Source organism: Mycobacterium sp. G7A2, from assembly GCF_041902445.1.
Lineage (GTDB): Bacteria > Actinomycetota > Actinomycetes > Mycobacteriales > Mycobacteriaceae > Mycobacterium.
Window position 1 is genome coordinate 2440914 of record NZ_CP169251.1, and the last position, 19671, is coordinate 2460584.

18 protein-coding genes, 1 other RNA gene and 1 pseudogene are annotated in these 19671 nt (G+C 69.3%); 14 read left to right on the top strand and 6 right to left on the bottom strand.

Annotated elements, in window-relative coordinates; genetic code table 11:
- Positions 1–21 precede the first annotated feature (21 nt).
- Complete coding sequence (locus ACEWX3_RS11790) at positions 22–990, top strand: cobalamin biosynthesis protein (protein ID WP_374159495.1); 969 nt, start codon at positions 22–24, stop codon at positions 988–990.
- Here the strand turns inward: ACEWX3_RS11790 and ACEWX3_RS11795 are convergent.
- From ACEWX3_RS11795 to ACEWX3_RS11805, 3 genes are read right to left on the bottom strand one after another with little or no spacing between them, the layout of a single operon-like run.
- Positions 944–1795, bottom strand: a complete 852-nt coding sequence (locus tag ACEWX3_RS11795) for an SURF1 family protein (RefSeq protein ID WP_221358645.1) — start codon at positions 1793–1795, stop codon at positions 944–946. The two genes, ACEWX3_RS11790 and ACEWX3_RS11795, sit on opposite strands and share 47 nt — an antisense overlap.
- On the bottom strand, positions 1795–2289 hold the full coding sequence (locus tag ACEWX3_RS11800; RefSeq protein ID WP_221358646.1) for a low molecular weight protein-tyrosine-phosphatase: 495 nt from the start codon (positions 2287–2289) through the stop codon (positions 1795–1797). The genes ACEWX3_RS11795 and ACEWX3_RS11800 overlap by 1 nt, the downstream gene beginning before the upstream one ends.
- Entirely contained in the window at positions 2282–2968 is a 687-nt protein-coding gene (locus tag ACEWX3_RS11805; RefSeq protein ID WP_374159496.1) for an HAD-IA family hydrolase, read from the bottom strand. The genes ACEWX3_RS11800 and ACEWX3_RS11805 overlap by 8 nt, the downstream gene beginning before the upstream one ends.
- 90 nt (positions 2969–3058) lie before the next feature.
- Between ACEWX3_RS11805 and ACEWX3_RS11810 the strand changes: the two genes are divergently transcribed.
- The 3 genes from ACEWX3_RS11810 to ACEWX3_RS11820 are packed head-to-tail and all read left to right on the top strand — an operon-like array spanning position 3059 to position 6062.
- Positions 3059–4186: a YqfO family protein gene (locus ACEWX3_RS11810; protein WP_374159497.1), complete on the top strand. Its 1128-nt coding sequence runs from the start codon at positions 3059–3061 to the stop codon at positions 4184–4186.
- The gene (locus tag ACEWX3_RS11815; RefSeq protein WP_207066718.1) at positions 4183–4920 is read left to right on the top strand and encodes a zinc ribbon domain-containing protein; all 738 of its coding nucleotides are present in this window, start codon (positions 4183–4185) and stop codon (positions 4918–4920) included. Before ACEWX3_RS11810 ends, ACEWX3_RS11815 begins: the two co-directional genes overlap by 4 nt.
- A complete protein-coding gene (locus ACEWX3_RS11820) occupies positions 4917–6062 on the top strand; it encodes a bifunctional RNase H/acid phosphatase (protein WP_207066717.1) in 1146 nt (381 codons plus the stop codon). The genes ACEWX3_RS11815 and ACEWX3_RS11820 overlap by 4 nt, the downstream gene beginning before the upstream one ends.
- Here the strand turns inward: ACEWX3_RS11820 and ACEWX3_RS11825 are convergent.
- Positions 6053–6634, bottom strand: coding sequence for a helix-turn-helix domain-containing protein (locus ACEWX3_RS11825; RefSeq protein ID WP_207066716.1), 582 nt, complete (start codon positions 6632–6634; stop codon positions 6053–6055). The two genes, ACEWX3_RS11820 and ACEWX3_RS11825, sit on opposite strands and share 10 nt — an antisense overlap.
- A 46-nt stretch (positions 6635–6680) precedes the next feature.
- Between ACEWX3_RS11825 and ACEWX3_RS11830 the strand changes: the two genes are divergently transcribed.
- The 4 genes from ACEWX3_RS11830 to ACEWX3_RS11845 all read left to right on the top strand — a co-directional run bounded on the left by ACEWX3_RS11830 (position 6681) and on the right by ACEWX3_RS11845 (position 10298).
- Positions 6681–7595 (top strand): NAD(P)/FAD-dependent oxidoreductase, encoded by a 915-nt coding sequence (locus tag ACEWX3_RS11830; RefSeq protein ID WP_207066775.1) that lies wholly within the window; start codon positions 6681–6683, stop codon positions 7593–7595.
- Positions 7592–8317 carry a class I SAM-dependent methyltransferase gene (locus ACEWX3_RS11835; RefSeq protein WP_221358651.1) on the top strand — a complete coding sequence of 242 codons (726 nt, stop codon included), beginning with the start codon at positions 7592–7594 and terminating at the stop codon, positions 8315–8317. The genes ACEWX3_RS11830 and ACEWX3_RS11835 overlap by 4 nt, the downstream gene beginning before the upstream one ends.
- Positions 8318–8493: 176 nt before the next feature.
- An RNA gene (rnpB, locus tag ACEWX3_RS11840) (RNase P RNA component class A) lies at positions 8494–8903 on the top strand.
- A 222-nt stretch (positions 8904–9125) separates the two neighbouring features.
- Positions 9126–10298, top strand: a complete 1173-nt coding sequence (locus ACEWX3_RS11845; RefSeq protein ID WP_374159498.1) for a Fic family protein — start codon at positions 9126–9128, stop codon at positions 10296–10298.
- A gap of 24 nt (positions 10299–10322) precedes the next feature.
- Here the strand turns inward: ACEWX3_RS11845 and ACEWX3_RS11850 are convergent, their stop codons facing one another.
- Entirely contained in the window at positions 10323–11822 is a 1500-nt protein-coding gene (locus tag ACEWX3_RS11850) for a CHAD domain-containing protein (protein ID WP_374159499.1), read from the bottom strand.
- Between the two features lie 154 nt (positions 11823–11976).
- Between ACEWX3_RS11850 and ACEWX3_RS11855 the strand changes: the two genes are divergently transcribed.
- From ACEWX3_RS11855 to ACEWX3_RS11865, 3 genes and pseudogenes are all read left to right on the top strand, one after another.
- Positions 11977–13749, top strand: coding sequence for a fatty acyl-AMP ligase (locus ACEWX3_RS11855; RefSeq protein ID WP_374159500.1), 1773 nt, complete (start codon positions 11977–11979; stop codon positions 13747–13749).
- Positions 13750–13807: 58 nt separating this feature from the next.
- Positions 13808–14588: pseudogene (locus ACEWX3_RS11860) on the top strand (enoyl-CoA hydratase/isomerase family protein).
- 5 nt (positions 14589–14593) lie between these two features.
- Positions 14594–15223, top strand: coding sequence for a hypothetical protein (locus ACEWX3_RS11865; RefSeq protein WP_374159501.1), 630 nt, complete (start codon positions 14594–14596; stop codon positions 15221–15223).
- Positions 15224–15229: 6 nt separating this feature from the next.
- Here the strand turns inward: ACEWX3_RS11865 and panB are convergent, their stop codons facing one another.
- Positions 15230–16072 (bottom strand): 3-methyl-2-oxobutanoate hydroxymethyltransferase, encoded by an 843-nt coding sequence (gene panB / locus ACEWX3_RS11870; RefSeq protein WP_163676605.1) that lies wholly within the window; start codon positions 16070–16072, stop codon positions 15230–15232.
- Positions 16073–16235: 163 nt separating this feature from the next.
- On the opposite strand from panB, the gene ACEWX3_RS11875 reads away from it, so the two are divergent.
- The 3 genes from ACEWX3_RS11875 to ACEWX3_RS11885 are packed head-to-tail and all read left to right on the top strand — an operon-like array spanning position 16236 to position 19658.
- Complete coding sequence (locus ACEWX3_RS11875; RefSeq protein WP_207066711.1) at positions 16236–17636, top strand: wax ester/triacylglycerol synthase family O-acyltransferase; 1401 nt, start codon at positions 16236–16238, stop codon at positions 17634–17636.
- A 46-nt stretch (positions 17637–17682) separates the two neighbouring features.
- A complete protein-coding gene (locus tag ACEWX3_RS11880; protein WP_207066710.1) occupies positions 17683–19215 on the top strand; it encodes an alpha/beta hydrolase in 1533 nt (510 codons plus the stop codon).
- Positions 19209–19658: an N-acetyltransferase family protein gene (locus ACEWX3_RS11885; protein ID WP_374159502.1), complete on the top strand. Its 450-nt coding sequence runs from the start codon at positions 19209–19211 to the stop codon at positions 19656–19658. Before ACEWX3_RS11880 ends, ACEWX3_RS11885 begins: the two co-directional genes overlap by 7 nt.
- Positions 19659–19671: the final 13 nt, after the last annotated feature.

Genomic DNA, 19671 nt, shown 5'->3' on the forward strand with positions numbered 1-19671 from the left:
GGCTTGTGAGACGCTGCCGGGGTGCGTGCAGCAGGCGGGCGGACCCGCGCGGCGGGGATCGCCGCCGGTGTCCTGGCGGACGTCGTGTTCGGCGATCCGCGGCGAGGGCATCCGGTGGCGCTGTTCGGATCGGTGGCGGCGGCCCTGGAGCGGCACAGCTACCGTGACGCGCGCGGAGCCGGGGTGGTACACACGGTCGGGCTGCTCGCCGCGACGGGCGCGATCGGGTTCGTCGCGCAGGGCTCTCGACACGGGTTTCGTGAGTCGGCGGCCATCGCCGCGGCGACCTACGTCGCCGCCGGGGGAACGTCGTTGTGCCGCACCGGAGAACAAATGGTGGGTCTGCTGTCCGCCGGTGACGTCGACGGCGCCCGGGCGCTGCTGCCGTCGCTGTGCGGGCGCGACCCCGCGGTGCTCGACGCCGCCGGGTTGACCCGGGCGGCGCTGGAGTCGATCGCCGAGAACACCTCCGATGCTCAGGTCGGACCCCTGGTGTGGGCCGCGCTGGGTGGTGCGCCGGCGGTGCTGATGTACCGGGCGGTCAACACGCTCGACGCGATGATCGGCAACCGTTCGCCGCGCTACGCCCGATTCGGCTGGGCGGCGGCCCGGGCCGACGACCTGGCCAATCTGCTCGCGGCGCGGTTCACCGGGTTGTGCGTGGTGGCCTGCGCACCGGTGGTCGGCGGGTCGCCCGCGGCGGCGCTGCGGGCGTGGCGCCGGGACGCGCGCCGACATCCCAGCCCCAATGCCGGCGTCGCCGAGGCCTCGTTCGCGGGTGCACTCGGGGTGCGCCTCGGTGGGCCCACCCAGTACGCCCACGAGCTGGAGATCCGCCCCACCCTGGGCGACGGCCGCGTCCCCGAGGTGGCCGACCTGGACCGTGCGGTGCGGCTGTCGCGGGCGGTGCAGCTGCTGGCGGCGGCCGTGGCCGTCCTGTCGGTCAGCGTCGCCGGCCGTAGCGGTCGGCGAGTTTCTGCTCGGCGGTGAGTGGGGCAGCGTTCTGCTCCGTTGAGGCGTCCTGCGCGCGAGCCTGCGCTGCGGTCGCGGCCTCTCGTTCGGCGCGGCGCGCCTTCATCTCCGAATACACGAAGTAGCCGACGCCGATCGGGGCGATGATGCCGAACGCGATCCATTGGATGCCGTAGGACAGGAACGGGCCCGCATCGAGGTGCGGCAGCGGGATGACGCCCAGCCCGCCCGGCTGATCGGCCACCAGCTGCAGGTAGGAGCCGGCCAGCGGCACGCCGGTCAGCGTCGAGATCTGCTCGGTGTTGATCGAATACACCTGCTGGATGCCATCCGAGGTGAACGGGTCCTTGCCCGGCGCGACCCCCTCCGGGTCGCGCAGCCGGGCGGTGATCGTCACGGTCCCGGTGGGCGGCGCCTCGATGGTGGGCACCTGATTCCCGTTGACCGGTTCGACGTAGCCGCGGTCGACCAGCACCGTAGGGCCGCCGTCGACCGCGAACGGAACCAGCACCTCGAACGCCGGATCCCCTTCGACCTGCCGCAGCCGGGCCAGGACCTGGCTCTCCGGCAGATAGCGGCCGGTGGCGGTGACCTGCTGCCACTGCTCGTCGGGGGCGGCGGAATCCTGATCGGGGAGGACCGAGGTCAGCGACACCGGCTCGGCGTCCAGGGACCGCGAGATCTGAGCGTTCTCGCGCGAGGTCTGGGTGTTCTTGCCCAGCTGCCATGGCGCCAGCACGGTGAAACACAGATAGGCGAAGGCCAGCACCACGACGTAGAGCGCCAGCCACTGTGGCCGCAGCAAGAAGGCCCACCGGCGCATCAGCCCACCTGCTCGGCTTCGGACAGGTGCTCGTCGACCCAGCTGTGCAACCCCGGCAACGCCGCCTCGATGACCGCGAAGACCTCCTCGAAGTCGTCCTGGGTGCCGTAGTACGGGTCCTCGACGTCGGGGACGTGCGCACCCGAGCGGGGATCGAACGAGCGCAACATGCGCAGCCGCTCGGCGGGCACCCCCATCTGCTGCAACATCCGGAAGTGGTTGCGGCCCAGCGCCACGATCAGATCGGCGGCCAGGTGTCCGTCGTCGATCTGCGCGGCGCGGTGCGCGCTCGGATAGCCGTGCTCGCGCAGCACGTGCCCCGCCCGGCGGTCGGCCGGTTCACCCTCGTGCCAGTGCCCGGTGCCCGCGCTGCTGACCCGCACGGTCCCGTCCAGGCCGCGTTCGGAGAGCTGGTGGGCGAACATCTTCTCGGCCATCGGGCTGCGGCAGATGTTGCCCGAACAGATGAACGTGACGTGCAGCACCTCAGACACCGAGTACCCCACGCAGTTCGTCGACCGTGGCGACGTGGGCGACCGCGCCGCTGTCGGCGCCCCGGAAGTCCTCGGCGCCGTACCCCCACTCGACGACGATGGCACTGATGCCGTGCGCGGCCGCCCCCTCGACGTCGTGGCTGCGGTCGCCGATCATCAGAACCCGCTGCGGCAGCGGCGCCAACTGGGCCAGCGCGTGGGCGAGCACGTCCGCCTTGGCCGAGCGCACACCGTCGGTGCTGGCCCCGGCGATCACCTCGAACCAGCCGTCCAGGTCGAAATGCGCGAGGATGCGCTGCGCAGTCGGCTCGGCCTTCGACGTCGCGACCGCCAACCGCGCGCCGGCGGCCCGCAGATCGGCGAGCAGGTCGGCGATCCCGGGAAACGGCTTGTTCATCGCCCAGCCGCGGGCGGTGTAGTCCGCGCGATAGGCCGTGATCGCGGCGTCGACGTGCTCGCCGAGCCCCATCTCGCCCAGCGTGACGTGCATCGGGGGCCCGACGATCCGCGCGGCGAGGTCACCGTCGGGAACGGCCGCGCCGACGGTGTGCAGCGCGTGCCGGAAGCTGGCGACGATACCGTCGGCCGAATCGGTCAGTGTCCCGTCGAGGTCGAAGATCACCAGGTCGCCCGGTCCGACCCGGGTGCCTGCGCCAATGCTGCCCAGCGTGTCCGTCACGGCTCCATTGTCCCTGAACCGGCGGTCTGGTCCCCAATCGGTCAGCGGTGGGTGCCCGGAGCGGCTGGACCCGCACATTAGTGTCGTGATGTGGCAACTCGACTCGGCGACATCATCGACGTGCTCGACGCGGCCTATCCACCGCAGCTGGCCCAGAGCTGGGACTCGGTCGGCCTGGTGTGCGGGGATCCGTCGGAGAGCGTCACATCGGTGACCGTCGCCGTCGACGCGACCGCCGAGACGGTGGCCCGGGTGCCCGACGGCGGGCTGCTGCTCGCGCACCACCCGCTGCTGCTCCGCGGTGTGGACTCCGTGTCGGCCGACTCGGCCAAGGGTGCGCTGATCCACTCGATGATCCGCACCGGGCGGGCGTTGTTCACCGCCCACACCAACGCCGACAGCGCCGCGCCGGGGGTGTCGGACGCGCTGGCGTCGGCGCTCGGGCTGCGGGTGTGCGACGTGCTGGACCCGGCGCCGTCGAGCCCGGTGCTGGACAAGTGGGTGGTGTTCGTGCCCGCCGCCGACGCCGAGGCGGTGCGCTCGGCGATGTTCGCCGCCGGAGCCGGACACCTCGGTGACTATTCGCACTGCAGCTGGAGTGCGGTGGGCACCGGACAGTTCCTGCCGCACGACGGCGCCTCCCCGGCCATCGGGACGGTGGGCACCGTCGAGTACGTCGAGGAGCAGCGGGTCGAGATGGTGGCCCCGGCGTCGCGACGATCGGCGGTGCTGGCCGGGCTGCGCGCCGGTCACCCGTACGAGGAACCGGCGTTCGACATCCTGGCGCTGCAGAACCCCTCGGGCGAGGTCGGTCTGGGGCGCATCGCCGAACTGCCTGAGCCGGAACCGCTGTCGGCGTTCGTCGCTCGGGTGCGCAAGGCCTTGCCGTCGACCTCGTGGGGCGTGCGGGCCAGCGGAGATCCGGCGGCGGAGGTGTCGCGGGTGGCGGTGTGCGGCGGAGCCGGAGACTCGCTGCTGTCGGCCGTCGCCTCCGCGGGGGTGCAGGCCTACGTCACCGCCGACCTGCGCCACCATCCGGCCGACGAGCACCGGCGGGTGTCCGATGTCGCCCTGGTCGACGTCGCGCACTGGGCCAGCGAGTTCCCCTGGTGCGCGCAGGCGGCCGACCTGCTGCGCAGCCACTTCGGCGCGTCGCTACCGGTGACGGTGTGCGACGTGCGCACCGACCCATGGAATGTCGAGGAAAGCGGTACATGAAAGCGGAAGTGTCACAACAGCGGTCGCTGTTGGAGTTGGCCGAGTGCGACGCGGAGATCAGCCGGGTCGAGCACCGCGCCAAGAATCTGCCCGAGCAGACGGCCCTGGACAACGCGCAGGCTGTCCTGCGTGAGGCCACCGATCGGCTGGGCGCGGTGCAACTCGCCCTGGCCGACATCGACGCCCAGGTGGGAAAGTCCGAGACCGAGATCGACGGTGTGCGCCAACGTGAGGACCGCGACCGGGCACTGCTCAGCGGCGGCACGTTGGATGCCAAGCAGTTGACCGACCTGCAGCACGAGCTCGACACGTTGCAACGCCGACAGTCCAGCCTGGAGGACACGCTGCTGGAGGTGATGGAACGGCGCGAGGAGCTCGCCGCCGACCAGGAGCGTGAGCTGGCCGCCATCGATGACCTGCAGACGTCGCTGACCGACGCGCAACGTGCCTGCGACACCGCGCGCGCCGAGGTGGACCAGCGTCGGCATCAGCTGGTGTCCCGGCGCGACGAGCTCAGCGCCGGGATCGACGAGGCGCTGCTGTCGCTCTACGAACGCCAGCGGGCCCGCACCGGAGTCGGTGCCGGGGCCCTGCAAGGCCGCCGGTGCGGGGCGTGTCGCCTGGAGATCGACAAGGGTGAACTGGCGCGTATCGCGGCCGCCGCCGACGACGAGGTGCTGCGCTGCCCGGAGTGCTCGGCGATTCTGTTGCGGGTCAAGGGGTCCGGCTCGTGAGGGTCCGTGTGGAGGCCGACGGCGGCTCGCGGGGCAACCCGGGTCCGGCCGGTTACGGCGCGGTCGTGTGGGACGCCGACCGATCCGCGGTGCTGGCCGAGGCGAAATCAGCGATCGGGACGGCCACCAACAACGTTGCCGAATACCGGGGACTGATCGCCGGGCTGGAGGCAGCGGCGGGGCTGGGAGCCGACGAGGTCGACGTGTTCATGGACTCCAAGTTGATCGTCGAGCAGATGGCCGGCCGGTGGCGCGTCAAGCATCCCGACCTGGCCCCGCTGCACCGGCAAGCCGCACAGCTCGCGCGCGGTTTCGCCCGCGTCGGGTACTCCTGGATCCCGCGTGAGCGCAACAGCGACGCCGACCGCCTGGCCAACCAGGCGATGGACGCCGCGGCCGGCACCGAGGCCGACGACGATCCGCCCGCCGACACCGTGGCCGGCGATCCACCCGCCAACGCCGACGCCGAGGATGGTCCACCCGCCACCACCGAGGTGGTCACCAACCCGGCCGGATGGACCGGCGCCCAGGGCGCCCCGACTCGGTTGCTGCTGCTGCGTCACGGGCAGACCGACCTGTCGGTGCAGCGCCGCTACTCCGGGCGGGGCAACCCGGCCCTGACCGAACTGGGCAACCGCCAGGCCGATGCGGCGGCGCGCTACCTCGGCCAGCAGGGTGGGATCGACGCAGTGGTGTCCTCCCCGTTGCAGCGCGCCTACGACACAGCTGAGGCGTCGGCCAAGGCGCTCGGGCTCGACGTCACCGTCGACGACGACCTGATCGAGACCGACTTCGGAGACTGGGAAGGTCTGACCTTCCGGGAGGCCTCCGAGCGGGATCCGCAACTGCACGGGAAATGGCTGCGCGACACCGCGGTGCCGCCCCCGCAGGGGGAGAGCTTCGATGCCGTCGCCACTCGGGTGCGCGCCGCCCAGCGGCGCCTCGTCGAGCAGTACGCGGGCCGGACGGTGCTGGTGGTTTCGCATGTCACGCCGATCAAGACGCTGCTGCGCCTGGCCCTCGATGCCGGACCGGCGATGCTGTACCGGCTGCATCTGGATCTGGCGAGCCTGTCGATCGCGGAGTTCTACCCCGACGGCGCGGCGTCGGTGCGGCTGGTGAACCAGACCTCCTACTTGTGATCGGTGTGCAGATGCACGCGTTCGCCGTGCAGGCCGAACAGGGCGATCGCCTCCACCGCACCGTCGACAGCGCCGAACCAGTGCGGGGTCCACGTCGAGAACTCCACCGCCTCACCGGGTTCGATGGTGAAGTCGCGCTCGCCCAGCAGAAGTCTCAGCCGACCGGACAACACGTACATCCAGTCGTGACCTTCGTGCACCGGTAGTTCCGCCGGAGGCGTGCGCCGGCGCGCACTGATGCGAATCTTGTAGGCGTGCAGACCGCCGGCCGGACCGTCGCCGGTCAACGGCCAGAACGTGATCTGATTTCGAGTGTGCGCACCGCCGCGCACGCGGGGATCGTCGACCTCGGGTGCCCGCAGCAGTTCGTCGGCGCTGACCGACAGCGCGGATGCCAGGCGTGGCAGGTGATCCAGCGCCAGCCTGCGCTTCCCGGACTCCAGCCGGCTCAACGTGGAGACGTCGATCGCCGACCGGGTCGCGACGTCGTCCAGCGTCATCCCCCGCTGCAACCGCAACTGCCGCAGCCGCTGCCGGACCCGGGCGTCGACATCGTCATCGTTTGCCTGCATGGCAAAAGATGTTGGCAGGATGTTCCGTGCCGGGCAAGCTCGGGGCATGGACAACGAATGGGAGTGTGTGATCGTCGGCGGCGGTGCCGCCGGGTTGAGCGCCGCCCTGGTGCTCGGGCGTGCCCGGCGACGCACCTTGCTGATCGACGCCGGCGGGCAGAGTAACCGTGCGGCGCACGGTATCGGCGGGCTGCTGGGTTTCGACGGGGTGCCACCGGCAGACCTGTACGCGCACGGGCGTCGCGAGCTCGAGCGATATCCGTCGGTCGAGGTGCGCGACGGCGAGGTCGTCGCCGGCGTGGCCGGCGGCGACGGCATCACCCTCGACCTTGCCGATGGAGCCGGTGAGCACACCCGCCGTCTGCTGCTGGCCACCGGAATGCGCTACGACTATCCCGACATACCCGGGCTGGCGCCACTGTGGGGCCGTTCGGTGTTCCACTGCCCGTTCTGTCACGGCTGGGAGGTTCGCGACCGGCCGCTGGCCGTACTCGCGCCGGGGGAGCGCGGAGTGCACATGGCGACCCTGCTGCGCGGATGGAGCGACGACGTGGTGTTGCTGACCGGCGGCCCGGCCGACCTGAGCGACGACGACCATGCTCGACTCGACGTTGCGGGAATACCCGTCGACGAGCGCACGGTTCGAGAACTCGACTCTGCGGCAGGGGAGTTGCACGCGGTGGTCTTCGACGACGGAGCGCGCTTGCCCCGCGGCGCCCTGCTGGTCGCCGCCGAGCTGCGCCAGCGCAGCGGCCTCGCCGCGCAACTCGGGGTGAAACTCGGTGCGACGGGACCGGTATCGCCGGAAGCGGTCGATGTCGACTCGCTGTACCGCACCTCGGTGCCGGGGGTGTTCGCCGCCGGGGACCTGTGTGCGCAGATGCCGCAGATCGCGGCTGCCGTCGCGGCCGGTTCGGCAGCGGCGGTGTCGGTCATGGCAAGTATCACGGAGGAACGATGACAACAGCGGACCAAGGCACGGAGCCGAAGGGCAATTCGGGCACCGAGCCGAAGGGTAATGCGGGCACCGGGTCGGCAGGCACGTCAGGCGCCGAGTCGTCGGGCAAGTCCGACAAAGATCACTGGGAGCAGCGATACGGTCAGCGCGAGCGGATCTGGAGCGGGCGGGTCAATGCCCGCCTTGCCGAGGTCGTCGCCGATACGTCGCCGGGGCGTGCCCTCGATCTTGGTTGCGGGGAGGGCGCCGACACGATGTGGCTGGCCGAACGCGGCTGGCACGTCGTCGGGGTGGACATCTCGGAGACTGCGCTGAGCCGTGCCGCCGCCGACGCGGATGCGCGGGGGTTGTCCGACCGGGTGGACTTCGTGCAGGCGAATCTGTCGGAGACCTTCCCGCAGGGTCGGTTCGATCTGGTGTCGGCGCAGTTCCTGCACTCGATGGTGCACCTGGACCGCGACCCGATCTTCGCCGCGGCCGCGCGAGCCGTGGTGCCCGGCGGAACACTGCTCATCGTCGATCACGGCGCTCCGCCGCCGTGGGCGGACCCCGCCGCACACGACCACGTTTTCCCCGGCGTCGAGGAGGTCCTGGACGCGATCGACCTCGGTGACGGCCCGTGGGAGCGGGTTCGCGTCGAAGCGGTGGACCGCGACGCGGTCGGCCCGGATGGGCAGCCGGCGGTGCTCACCGACAACGTGATCGTGCTGCGGCGCGTGCGGTAGGAGCTCGCGGCGGGAGATTCCACCTGCGAGGGTCTCGGTAGGCGCCGCGGTCGGGAGCTCCGCGCCCAGATTGCGTCCCGGGCTGTGGACAGCGGCCGTGCGCGACCCTGACCGCAATATGGAGATCGAGAGCATTACCGGAATCGGGCCCGGAACCAGTACGTTGATCAGGCGGATGAGCTGGCTGGGCGGCCGCGGCACCTCGGTGTCGAGGAAAGTCCGGACTTCACAGAGCAGGGTGATTGCTAACGGCAATCCGAGGCGACTCGCGGGAAAGTGCCACAGAGAACAGACCGCCACCACGGAGCCTTCGGGCAACGCGGTGGTAAGGGTGAAACGGTGCGGTAAGAGCGCACCAGCACCCCGGGTGACCGGGGTGGCTAGGCAAACCCCACCCGAAGCAAGGCCAAGAAGGCCGCAACCTGGTTGCGGTCGCGCAGGTGCTCGAGGGTTGCTCGCCCGAGCCTGCGGGTAGGCCGCTCGAGGCACCCGGTGACGGTGTGTCCAGATGGATGGTCGCCGCCTCGCCGCCGTGGTTCTCCGCGGCGGTGCGGAACAGAATCCGGCTTACAGGCCAGCTCATCCGCCCTGCGTTCCTGAGCGGGCAGTCGTCATGGTTGCGGATGGCCCCCACGCACCCGGCTGTGTTCGTGCGCTCGGACGGCGCCGGCAGTGCTGCCGCGTCGGTTGTCGGTTGGTTGCAAGTGAGTCATTGCAACGCTGCGTCATGCCCTGAACCCTGCGATAAGTGAAGTCTGTATACGGTTTTGACTTCACTTAGCAGCATAAGTGAAGTTAATCTGAACCTGTGACCTCACTTGGCGCCATCACCTACGACTCGGTTCAGTGGGAACCGCAGGGCATGCGGCACGCGAGTGCAAGGCTGCCTAGATTCGGCACATACCACCCGGCTGTGCCGGCCGATATCGCAGATCTCGTCTTGGACCTGTCACCGTCTGTCATCGCGGATGCCGAGCACGCCAGCAACGAGATTGCACGTTTTGACGCCGAACTCGGAGGCGAAATCGCGCCGTTCGCCGCCGTCTTGCTGCGGTCGGAGTCGGCGGCAAGCTCGCAGATCGAGAACTTGACGGCCTCAGCACGCGCGATCGCTGAGGCTGAGCTGCCTGGTGGCGGGGGCAAACGCAACGCCGAGATGGTCGTCGCAAACACCGCTGCGATGCAGGCAGCGGTCGCCCTCTCCGACAAGGTTGACGCCAACGCCATCCTGGCGATGCACCGAACCTTGATGGTCAACGAGCCCCGCCACACGCCGGGTGCGTTCCGTACCGAGCCAGTGTGGATCGGAGGCGGCTCGACCCCGGTCGGCGCAACATTTGTCGGTCCGCGTCACGCGTTGATTCCCGGAGCAATCGATGACCTGATCGCATTCGCGCAGCGCAATGACGTGCCCGCACTGCCGCAGATCGCGGTGGCACATGCCCAGTTCGAAACCATCCACCCCTTCACAGACGGGAACGGGCGCACTGGCCGCGCACTGGTACAAGCCATGCTGTGCAACAAGGGCCTGACGCGAAAGGTGACGGTCCCGGTCTCCGCTGGGCTGCTGGCCGACACGGATGCATACTTCGCAGCATTGACGAGCTATCGCGCCGGTGCCGCCGCCCCGATTGTCGACCGCTTCTCGCAAGCCACCGTCCTGGCCATCGCAAATGGGCGTCAACTGGTCGCTGATATTCGTGACATCCGCGAAAGCTGGAACGCCGTGATCAGAGCGCGTTCCGACTCCGCGGTGTGGAAAGTCGCCGATCTACTGACCCGCCGTCCGGTCGTGAACGCCGCGCTGCTGGCGCAGGAACTGGGTATCGAGTCCACCAACGCTCATCGCTACCTCAACCCTCTAGCCGAGGCGGGAATCCTCGTCGAGACGAGCAGTGGACCTCGCAATCGAGTGTGGCGTTCTGCTGAGGTACTCGCCGCGCTCGATGCATTCGCCGAGCGCGCTGGACGACGCGGCTGATCCCGGTTCGATCGAGCCGGCGGCTCATCCGCCCTTCGCGGCGCTCCGCATCGACTTGTCCAGCTGCCGCAGCGCATCCTCGATTTGGGCCTCACAGCGCCGGGCCAGGTCGTCCTCCTGCTGGTAGAGCAGCCCATAGGTGAAGGTGTCCTCGCCGGCGGCATGGGCCACCGCGGCCTGGCGGCTCAGATGGGATCGGCTCACCACGCTGTCCTGATGATCGCCCAGCAGCGTCTGGATGACCTTGGCCCGGTCGGCGACCCGGCTCGCGCCGGTCGCGGCGGCCGTGTAGCGAAGCTGCTTGGCTCGCTTGCGGATCCGGTGCAGGGCCTCGTCACTGTTGACGCCGGGGTCCTGCGCGGCCGCGCGGGCGGTCTTGGCCGCCTTGCGGACCCGGCGGTACGCCGAATCGATCGTGGTGTCGGCCGGCAGCTCACCGGGCGCCGCCGGGGCGGGAGGTTCGGCGGCGGTGAGGGCCTCCAGCGCGTCCAGCAGCCGGAAGTACCGCGGCGAGCGCATCGCGGTCAACGACCGCCGCCAACCCGTCTGGTAGCGCTTCTTGGCGCCCTCCACCAGGCGTTCCCGCACCGGGCCACGCACGTTCGCCTCCGGCAGCGCGTCCAGGGCGCGTTCGTAGCGTTCGGCGAGGACTTCGGCGTCGCGGGCCACGCCCAGCACGGCGGCGAGTTCGCGGAGTTCGCCGAGGATCCAGTCGTCGTCGGAGATGCCGAACGACCCCTCCGAGGACTGCAGCAAGCTACGGATCTTGCGGGTGGTCACCCGCATCTGATGCACCGAGTCGAAGACATCGGAGCGCACAGCCCGGTCCCACTCCAGCAGCTCCTCGACATGACCGGCCACCGCGCGGTGCAGAGGATCCGAGGACACCGGCCGCTGCTGCTCGTCGGCGGAGCCGCTCGAGGCCAACACCCGGGCCAGCTTGGAACCGTGCCCGGCCGGCAGCGCACCGGCATCGAACAGCCGGTTGGCCAGCCGGTCGAGCAGTGCGGGATCCGCGCCGTCGGCCAGCTCGAGCTCCCACTCGCGCCACTGCACCTCGTCACCGCCTTCGGCGCTGGCCGTGACGCGGTCGTCGCAGAACTCGGCGACCACCGAACCGTCGTGGCCGTAGAGAAACTCGATGGTCCTGGCTGTGCTGATGCGAGCCACCGGGGCCAGCGGACGGTCGCGCACGACAGCGAGCACCACGTCGCGCAACGCGTCCGGAACCGCCTCGCCCTCCAAGGGCATCCGGACTTCGGTGCGGGTGTCGGCGCCCGCCGGCAGTTTGAGGTGCCACCCGGCGTCCGATCCGCCGGTCCGCCGGCGCAATGTGATCTTGTGTCGGGCCAGGTCACGGCCCGGTGTGTCGAAGTAGACAGCATCGAGCGACTGTGACGGCGACCGCTCGACGCGCGATACCAGCGACAGCCCGTCGAACGAGGGGGACACGGTGGTCTCGACCACCTCGAATTTGCGCTCCGTCTCCGTGTACCTGGAGGTTTCGGGCGATGTGGCGGCCATGGTCACCTTTGTCCGGGGGCGTGTCGGGGACCAACAGCGTGCCATATCCGGGTGAACCGGCGGCATGAGCGTGATGTGATCTTGTCCGCCACACCGAGCGTTCTTGCCACAAGATCAATTGGATGTCTCTTAATATTGTCTTATGAACCGGGAGATGAGACTCGAGGATTACCTGGACCCCGAGGGCAACATCGCGATCCCCGCGGGAGTGACGCTGACGTCGTTCCTGGAACGCAATGTCGCCAACTTCGGTGACACCCCTGCCTACCGGTACCTCGACTTCGACCACGACCGCACCGTAGAGCTGACCTGGTCGCAGATGGGCCCCCGACTGCGCGCAGTCGGCGCACGTCTGCAACAGATCACCCGGCCCGGCGACCGCGTCGCGATCCTCGCCCCGCAGGGCGTCGACTACGTCATCGGATTCTTCGCCGCCATCCAGGCCGGCGCCATCGCCGTCCCGCTGTTCGCTCCCGAACTACCCGGCCACACCGAGCGTCTCGACGCGGTGCTGGGTGATGCGGAACCGACCGTCGTGCTCACCACCACCTCGGCCGCCGGGTCAGTCGGGGATTTCCTGCGCACGCTGCCCCGCCACCGCCGGCCCCGGATGATCGCGATCGACGCCCTGCCGGACTCCGTCGGCGCCGCGTTCACTCCCACGCCGCTGGACACCGATGCGATCGCGTACCTGCAGTACACCTCGGGGTCCACCCGCACCCCTGCCGGTGTGGAGATCACCCATCGCGCGGCGTGCACCAACGTCGTGCAGATGATTCTGTCGGTCGGCCTGGACTGGAACATCCGCAGCGTGAGCTGGCTGCCGCTGTTCCACGACATGGGGCTGCTGATGATCATGTTCCCCGCCCTGTGCGGCGGTCACATCACGTTGATGTCGCCGGTGGCGTTCGTGCGGCGGCCATATCGCTGGATCCGAGAGCTGGGCGCCTCCGACGCCCCGACCTTCGCAGCCGCGCCGAACTTCGCCTTCCAGCTCGCCGCCCAGCGGGGTCTACCGCCGGCTGGGGAGACCCTGGACCTCAGCAACGTCGCCGGGCTGATCAACGGTTCCGAGCCGGTGAGCATCGCCGCCGTCGACCAGTTCACCGCTGCGTTCGCGCCCTACGGGCTGAAGGCGACCGCCATCAAGCCGTCCTACGGCATGGCCGAGGCCACCCTGTTCGTGTCCACCACCGATGCCGACGCCCAGCCGGCGGCGGTGTACCTCGATCGCGCCGAACTCGGCGCCGGCCGCGCCGTCGAGGTCCCAGCAGACCAACCAGGCGCAGTCGCGCAGGTGTCCTGCGGCACCGTCGCCCGCAGCCAGTGGGCCGTCATCGTCGACGCCCAGACCGACAGCGAGTTGCCCGACGGCCATGTCGGCGAGATCTGGTTGCACGGCGACAACATCGGCCACGGATACTGGCGCCGGACCGAGGAAACCGAGCTGACATTCCAGAACAAGCTGCAGTCGCGCCTGCAGTACCACAGTCACGCCGAGGGCAGCGCCGAGAGCGGGTTGTGGTTGCGCACCGGAGATCTCGGCGTCTATCACGACGGTCAGCTCTACATCACCGGGCGGGTCAAGGACCTGATCATCGTCGACGGTCGTAACCACTACCCGCAGGACATCGAGGCCACCGTGGCCGCAGCCGCCACGGCGGTGCGTGCGGGATACGTGGCGGCGTTCCCGGTGCCGGCGGAAGACGGCCGCGAAGAGGTGGTCATCGTCGCCGAGCGCGCCGCCGGAGCGGGACGTGCCGAGGCCGCGCCGATCGTCGAGGCGATCCGTGCCGCGGTGTCGCGACGCCACGCGGTGCCCATCGCCGACGTGAAACTTGTTGCCGCGGGGGCGATCCCGCGAACCACCAGTGGGAAGCTGGCGCGCCGCGCATGCCGGGCGCGCTACCTGGAGGGCGCGCTGTAAACCGCTCTGCGCCATGGCGGCCGCCACCATCCGGCGGCGCGCCGTTACAGTTCTGGCCGTGAGTGCATACCAGACCATCGCCGTCGAGCAGTCCGGTCCCGTCGCCCGGATCACGCTGAACCGCCCGGACGCGGCCAACGGCATGAACGCTGCGCTGACCGCTGAGCTCGCCGACGCCGCAGCGGCCCTGGACCGGCCGGACGTCAAGGTCGTCGTCGTCACCGGGGCGGGCCGCTTCTTCTGCGCCGGCGGTGATCTCAAGGAGTTCGCGTCGGCGGAACACCGCGGGCGCCACCTCAAAGGCGTCGCCGACAACCTGCACCGGGCCATCTCGACGTTCGCCCGAATGGACGCCGTGGTCATCACCGCGGTCAACGGGACGGCGGCGGGGGCGGGCTTCTCGCTGGCGGTCACCGGCGACCTGGTCCTCGCCGCCGAATCGGCGTCGTTCACGATGGCCTACACCCGCGTCGGGCTCAGCCCCGACGGCAGCTCGTCGTACTACCTGCCCCGGCTCATCGGCATCGCCCGGACCAAACAGCTGATGTTGACCAACCGCACGCTCTCGGCGCAGGAGGCGCTGTCCTGGGGGCTGCTCACCGAGGTCGTGGCTGACGACGGTCTGGCCGCACGCGCCGACGACCTGGCCGATCAGATGGCCGCCACCGCTGCCGGCTCCAACGGTGGAGTGAAGGCGCTGTTGCTGGGCAGCTTCGCCAACGGCCTCGAAGAGCAGATGGAACTCGAGGGCCGGCTGATCGCGGCACGCGCCGAAACCACCGAGGGCCGCGAGGGCGTCGACGCGTCTGGCCAAGCGCAAGCCCGACTTCACGCGCTGACCGCCTTGCCTGGCCAACGCCCGCCCGTCGGACCCACGTGGCAGACCTACCAGGAATCCATCGGAGACAGATCCGGGTTGTTCGAAACCGTGACGGCAACCTGGGCCGTCGAACGAGCCCTCTACCTCGGCTGCTACCTCGATCTGTCGCCGTCCGTCGCTATCCCGTCGGTCACCTACGTCGACGTCGATCGACGGGCTGCCCGCTACTTCGCCGACAACACCACCGCGGCCGCCGAATTGCGCAGCCGCGGCGTGGGCGAGCGCACGATCGAGTTCCTGCACGCGGACTACGACGGTGACCTCGGGCTGGCCGACGGCGAGTTCGACCTGCTCATCTCCCTCTCCGCCGGTCCGGTGTGGAACCACAGCCGCCGATACCTCAGATCACGGGGCCTGTTCCTGGCCAACACCAGTCACGGCGACGCCAGCCTGGCGGCGCTGGACCCGGCGCTCGAGTTGGTAGCTGCGGTGCACCACCGCAACGACACCTACCGCCTCGACAGCGACGATCTCGACAGTTACCTGCAACCGAAAAAGCCCGAAACCGCCGATCCGGACCTCATTCGCAACAGTGGACGCGGCATCGCCTACACGCGGTCGGCGTTCGCCTATCTGTTCAGGCTGCGCGAGTGAGCATTCTCAGAAGGAGTGCTCTTCGGCGGGAAAGGCCCCGCTGGCGACCTCGTCGGCGTACTGGGTGGCCGCGCGGCGCAGCTCCTCGCCGACGGCGCCGAAACGCTTGACGAACTTGGCGGTCCGACCGGTGGTCAGGCCGGCCATGTCCTGCCACACCAGCACCTGGGCGTCACAGTTGGGGCCTGCGCCGATGCCGACGGTCGGGATCGTCAACTTGCCGGTGATCTGCGTGGCCAACTCGGCGGGAACCATCTCCATCACCACGGCGAAGGCGCCGGCCTCCTGAACCGCGATCGCGTCGTGGATGGTCTGCTCGGCGGCGTCGCCGCGTCCCTGCACCCGGAACCCGCCCAGGCCGTTGACGCTCTGCGGGGTGAATCCGATGTGGGCCATGACCGGGATGCCGGCGGCGGTGAGCGCAGCGATCTGGTCGGCCACCCGCTCGCCGCCTTCGAGCTTCACGGCGTGGGCACCGGTCTCCTTGAGGAACCGGGTCGCCGTCGCGAGCGCCTGCGCGGCGCCGGCTTCGTAGCTGCCGAAGGGCAGGTCGGCGATCACCAGCGCGTGCGGCGCACCCCGCACGACGCCGCGAACCAGGGGGATCAACTCATCGATGGAGATCGGAACCGTGGTGTCGTAGCCGTAGACCACGTTGGCGGCTGAATCGCCGACCAGCAGCACCGGAATCTCGGCCTCGTCGAACGCGGCGGCGGTGGAATAGTCGTACGCGGTGAGCATGGCCCACTTGTGACCCTCCGCCTTCCACTTGTGCAGGTGGTGGGTGCGGACTTTCACGCGCGGTTTCGTCGAATCGGCGACAGCACCGTAAACGGCCTGTTCAGACATCATTGTCCCCTCATCGGGTGGGTCGTTTCGAATCCTCGAGGCCACCAGACGGGGTCCCCGGGTTTCGCTGACTGTCTCAGTCTGCCACCGCATCACCAGAAGTTGAACGGGACGTTAAGTGGATTTCCTCACACCCGCTGTTCACGCGCCTACGATCGGCGACATGCCTGGACTCCAGCGGCTGAGCGGACTCGACGCCAGCTTCCTGTATCTCGAAACCGCCGTGCAGCCGCTGCATGTGTGTTCGATCCTGGAACTGGACACCTCGACGATGCCGGGCGGCTACACCTTCGACCGGTTGCGCGACGGGCTGGCGCTGCGGATCAAGGCGATGCCCGAGTTCCGGGAAAAGGTCGCCGACAACCGGTTCAACCTCGATCACCCGGTGTGGGTGGAGGACAAGGACTTCGACGTCGACCGCCACCTGCACCGCATCGGGCTGCCGTCTCCGGGGGGACGCACCGAGCTGTCGGAGATCGCTGGACACATCGCGTCGCTGCCGCTGGACCGCACCCGTCCGCTGTGGGAGATGTGGGTGATCGAGAACATCGCCGGGACCGACGCCCAGAACGGTGGACGCATCGCGGTGATGACGAAGGTGCACCACGCCGCGGTCGACGGCGTGACCGGCGCCAACCTGATGTCGAAGCTGTGCACCACCGAACCGGACGCCCCGCCGCCCGATCCGGTCGAGGCGAGTGGGCAGGGCAGCGACCTGGAGATCGCGGTCAGCGGCGCGGTGCGCTTCGCCACCCGTCCGTTGAAGTTGGCCAACGTCGTACCGACCACGGTGTCCTCGGTGATCGACACGGTGCGGCGTGCGCGCAACGGTTCGGCGATGGCGCCGCCGTTCGCCGCCCCGAGGTCGGCGTTCAACGCCAACGTCACCGCACACCGCAACGTCGCTTTCGCGCAACTCGACCTCGAGGACATCAAGACCGTCAAGAATCACTTCGGGGTCAAGGTCAACGACGTGGTGATGGCGCTGGTCTCGGGGGTGCTGCGCAAGTTCCTGCTCGACCGTGGCGAGCTGCCGGAAAATTCCCTGGTCGCCATGGTGCCGGTGTCGGTGCATGACAAGTCGGACCGGCCCGGGCGCAACCAGGTCTCCGGGATGTTCTCCCGGTTGGAGACCAGCATCGAGGATCCCGCCGAGCGGCTCATGGCCATCGCCGAAGCCAATTCGGTTGCCAAGCAACACAGTTCCGCGATCGCCGCGACGTTGCTGCAGGATTGGACCCAGTTCGCCGCCCCGGCGGTGTTCGGCACGGCGATGCGGGTGTATGCCAGCAGCCGCCTCTCCGGAGCTCGGCCGGTGCACAACCTGGTGGTCTCCAACGTTCCGGGCCCGCAGGTACCGCTGTTCCTGCTGGGCTGCGAGGTCAAGGCGATGTATCCGCTGGGCCCGATCTTCCACGGCTCCGGACTGAACATGACCGTGATGTCGCTGTCGGGCAATCTCGACGTCGGGATCGTGTCGTGCCCGGAGTTGCTGCCGGACCTGTGGGACATGGCCGACGACTTCGAAGTCGCGCTCAAGGAGTTGCTCGACGCGACCCGCTAACCGGCTTCGCCAGGGCAGATGCCCGGTCATGGCAGCATGTGGTGCCATGAGGCTCTTCACCCGGGTCCTTCGATCCGGTCTGACACTGACCACCGCGGCGATTGTGGTTGCCGGATGCAGCACGGTGGTCGAGGGCCGCGCGCGTATCGCCGTCCCCCGGCCGGGCTCGCCCATCGAGTGGGCGCCGTGCGAGGTCGGTCCTTCTGACCAATCCCGAATCCCGCCCGGCGCCGAGTGCGGGCTGCTGTCGGTGCCGGTCAACTGGGACAACGCCGAGGACCCCAACGGTGAGGTCATCCAGCTGGCGATGATGCGTTTCCCGGCCACCGGGGACAAGATCGGCTCGCTGGTCATCAATCCGGGCGGGCCGGGGGAGTCCGGGGTCAAGGCCGCCGTATCGATGGTCACGACGCTGCCCGAGTCGGTGCGCGAGAGGTTCGACCTCGTCGGATTCGATCCCCGCGGCGTCGCGAACTCGGCGCCGGCACTGTGGTGCAACAGCGACGCCGACAACGACCGGCTGCGCGCCGACAACGTCGTGGAGTACACCCCGGAGGGGGTGGCGCACATCGAAAAGTTGACCAAGGAGTTCGTCGACCGCTGCGTCGAGAAGATGGGCAAGAACTTCCTGGCCAACGTCGGTACCGCCAGCGTGATCAAGGATCTCGACGCGATCCGGGCGGCGCTGGGGGACGAGAAGCTGACCTACCTGGGCTACTCCTACGGCACCCGGATCGGGGCCGGCTACGCCGAGGCGTACCCCGAGCGGGTGCGCGCGATGATCCTCGACGGCGCCGTCGACCCGAACGCCGACCCGGTGGAAGCCGATGTGCGCCAGGCCGCGGCGTTCCAGCAGGCGTTCGACGACTACGCCGCCGACTGTGCACAGAGCCCGGACTGTCCGTTGGGCACCGACCCGGACAAGGCCGTCGAGGTCTATCAGGACCTGGTGGAGCCGTTGGTCGACGATCCGGCCGAGACCGACGACCCACGTGGGTTGAGCTACAACGACGCCATCGTCGGGACGATCCTTCCGCTGTACTCGCCGAGCCTGTGGCGGCACCTGACCCAGGGCCTGACCGAACTGCAGGAGGGCCGCGGCGACACCATGCTCACGCTGGCCGATCTCTACATGGGTCGCGACGCGCAGGGGCGCTACAACAATTCGACCGACGCGCGGGTGGCGGTCAACTGTGTCGACAAGCCGGCCATCACCGACCGCGAGACCATCGTCGAGCAGGATCGCCGGATCAGAGAAGCCGCGCCGTTCATGAGCTACGGCGAATTCACCGGCTATGCGCCCATGTCGACATGCGGCTTCTGGCCGGTCCCGCCGACCAGCACCCCGCACGAGATCAAGGTCAACGGGCTGCCGCCGATCCTGGTGGTGTCCACCACCAACGACCCGGCCACTCCGTACCAGGCCGGTGTCGACCTGGCCAAGCAGCTGGGCGGCACGCTGTTGACCTACGAGGGGACCCAGCACACCGTCGTGCTGCAGGGCGACTCCTGCGTCGACGAGATCTCCGCGGAGTACCTCATCGACCTGACGGTGCCGCCGCCGGGCACCCGATGCTGACCCTGCGCGTCGTCACCGAAGCCGATCTGCCCGAACTGATGCCGCTGATGCGCGGCTACTGCGACTTCTATCGGGTGGACCCGGCCGATGAGCAGCTCGCGGCGATGTCGCGGTCGCTGATCGCTCAGCCACAGGAAGGGCTCCAGCTGATCGCCCGCGACGCGGATGCAACGGCGGTGGGCTTCGCGACGATCTTCTGGACATGGCAGACGCTGTACGCCGCTCGTGTCGGCGTGCTCAACGATCTCTACGTCGCTCCCGGGTTCCGCGGTGGCGGCGCGGGCCGCGAGCTCATCACTGCCTGCCTGCAGCGGTGCCGCGAGCGCGGCACGGCGAAGCTGGTGTGGGAGACCGCGCCGGACAACGTGGTCGCACAACGGCTTTACGACGCGCTGGGCGCCGAGAAGTCGACGTGGCTGACCTACGAGCTCGACGCCGGATAACGGCCCGGTCTCT

Excerpts from the sequence above, each read along its gene's own strand:
- ACEWX3_RS11795 (WP_221358645.1), bottom strand. The coding sequence starts at position 1,795 with ATGCGCCGGTGGGCCTTCTTGCTGCGGCCACAGTGGCTGGCGCTCTAC.
- ACEWX3_RS11815 (WP_207066718.1), top strand. The coding sequence starts at position 4,183 with ATGAAAGCGGAAGTGTCACAACAGCGGTCGCTGTTGGAGTTGGCCGAG.
- ACEWX3_RS11825 (WP_207066716.1), bottom strand. The coding sequence starts at position 6,634 with ATGCAGGCAAACGATGACGATGTCGACGCCCGGGTCCGGCAGCGGCTG.
- ACEWX3_RS11830 (WP_207066775.1), top strand. The coding sequence starts at position 6,681 with ATGGACAACGAATGGGAGTGTGTGATCGTCGGCGGCGGTGCCGCCGGG.
- ACEWX3_RS11835 (WP_221358651.1), top strand. The coding sequence starts at position 7,592 with ATGACAACAGCGGACCAAGGCACGGAGCCGAAGGGCAATTCGGGCACC.
- ACEWX3_RS11850 (WP_374159499.1), bottom strand. The coding sequence starts at position 11,822 with ATGGCCGCCACATCGCCCGAAACCTCCAGGTACACGGAGACGGAGCGC.
- ACEWX3_RS11855 (WP_374159500.1), top strand. The coding sequence starts at position 11,977 with ATGAGACTCGAGGATTACCTGGACCCCGAGGGCAACATCGCGATCCCC.
- panB (WP_163676605.1), bottom strand. The coding sequence starts at position 16,072 with ATGTCTGAACAGGCCGTTTACGGTGCTGTCGCCGATTCGACGAAACCG.
- ACEWX3_RS11875 (WP_207066711.1), top strand. The coding sequence starts at position 16,236 with ATGCCTGGACTCCAGCGGCTGAGCGGACTCGACGCCAGCTTCCTGTAT.
- ACEWX3_RS11880 (WP_207066710.1), top strand. The coding sequence starts at position 17,683 with ATGAGGCTCTTCACCCGGGTCCTTCGATCCGGTCTGACACTGACCACC.
- ACEWX3_RS11885 (WP_374159502.1), top strand. The coding sequence starts at position 19,209 with ATGCTGACCCTGCGCGTCGTCACCGAAGCCGATCTGCCCGAACTGATG.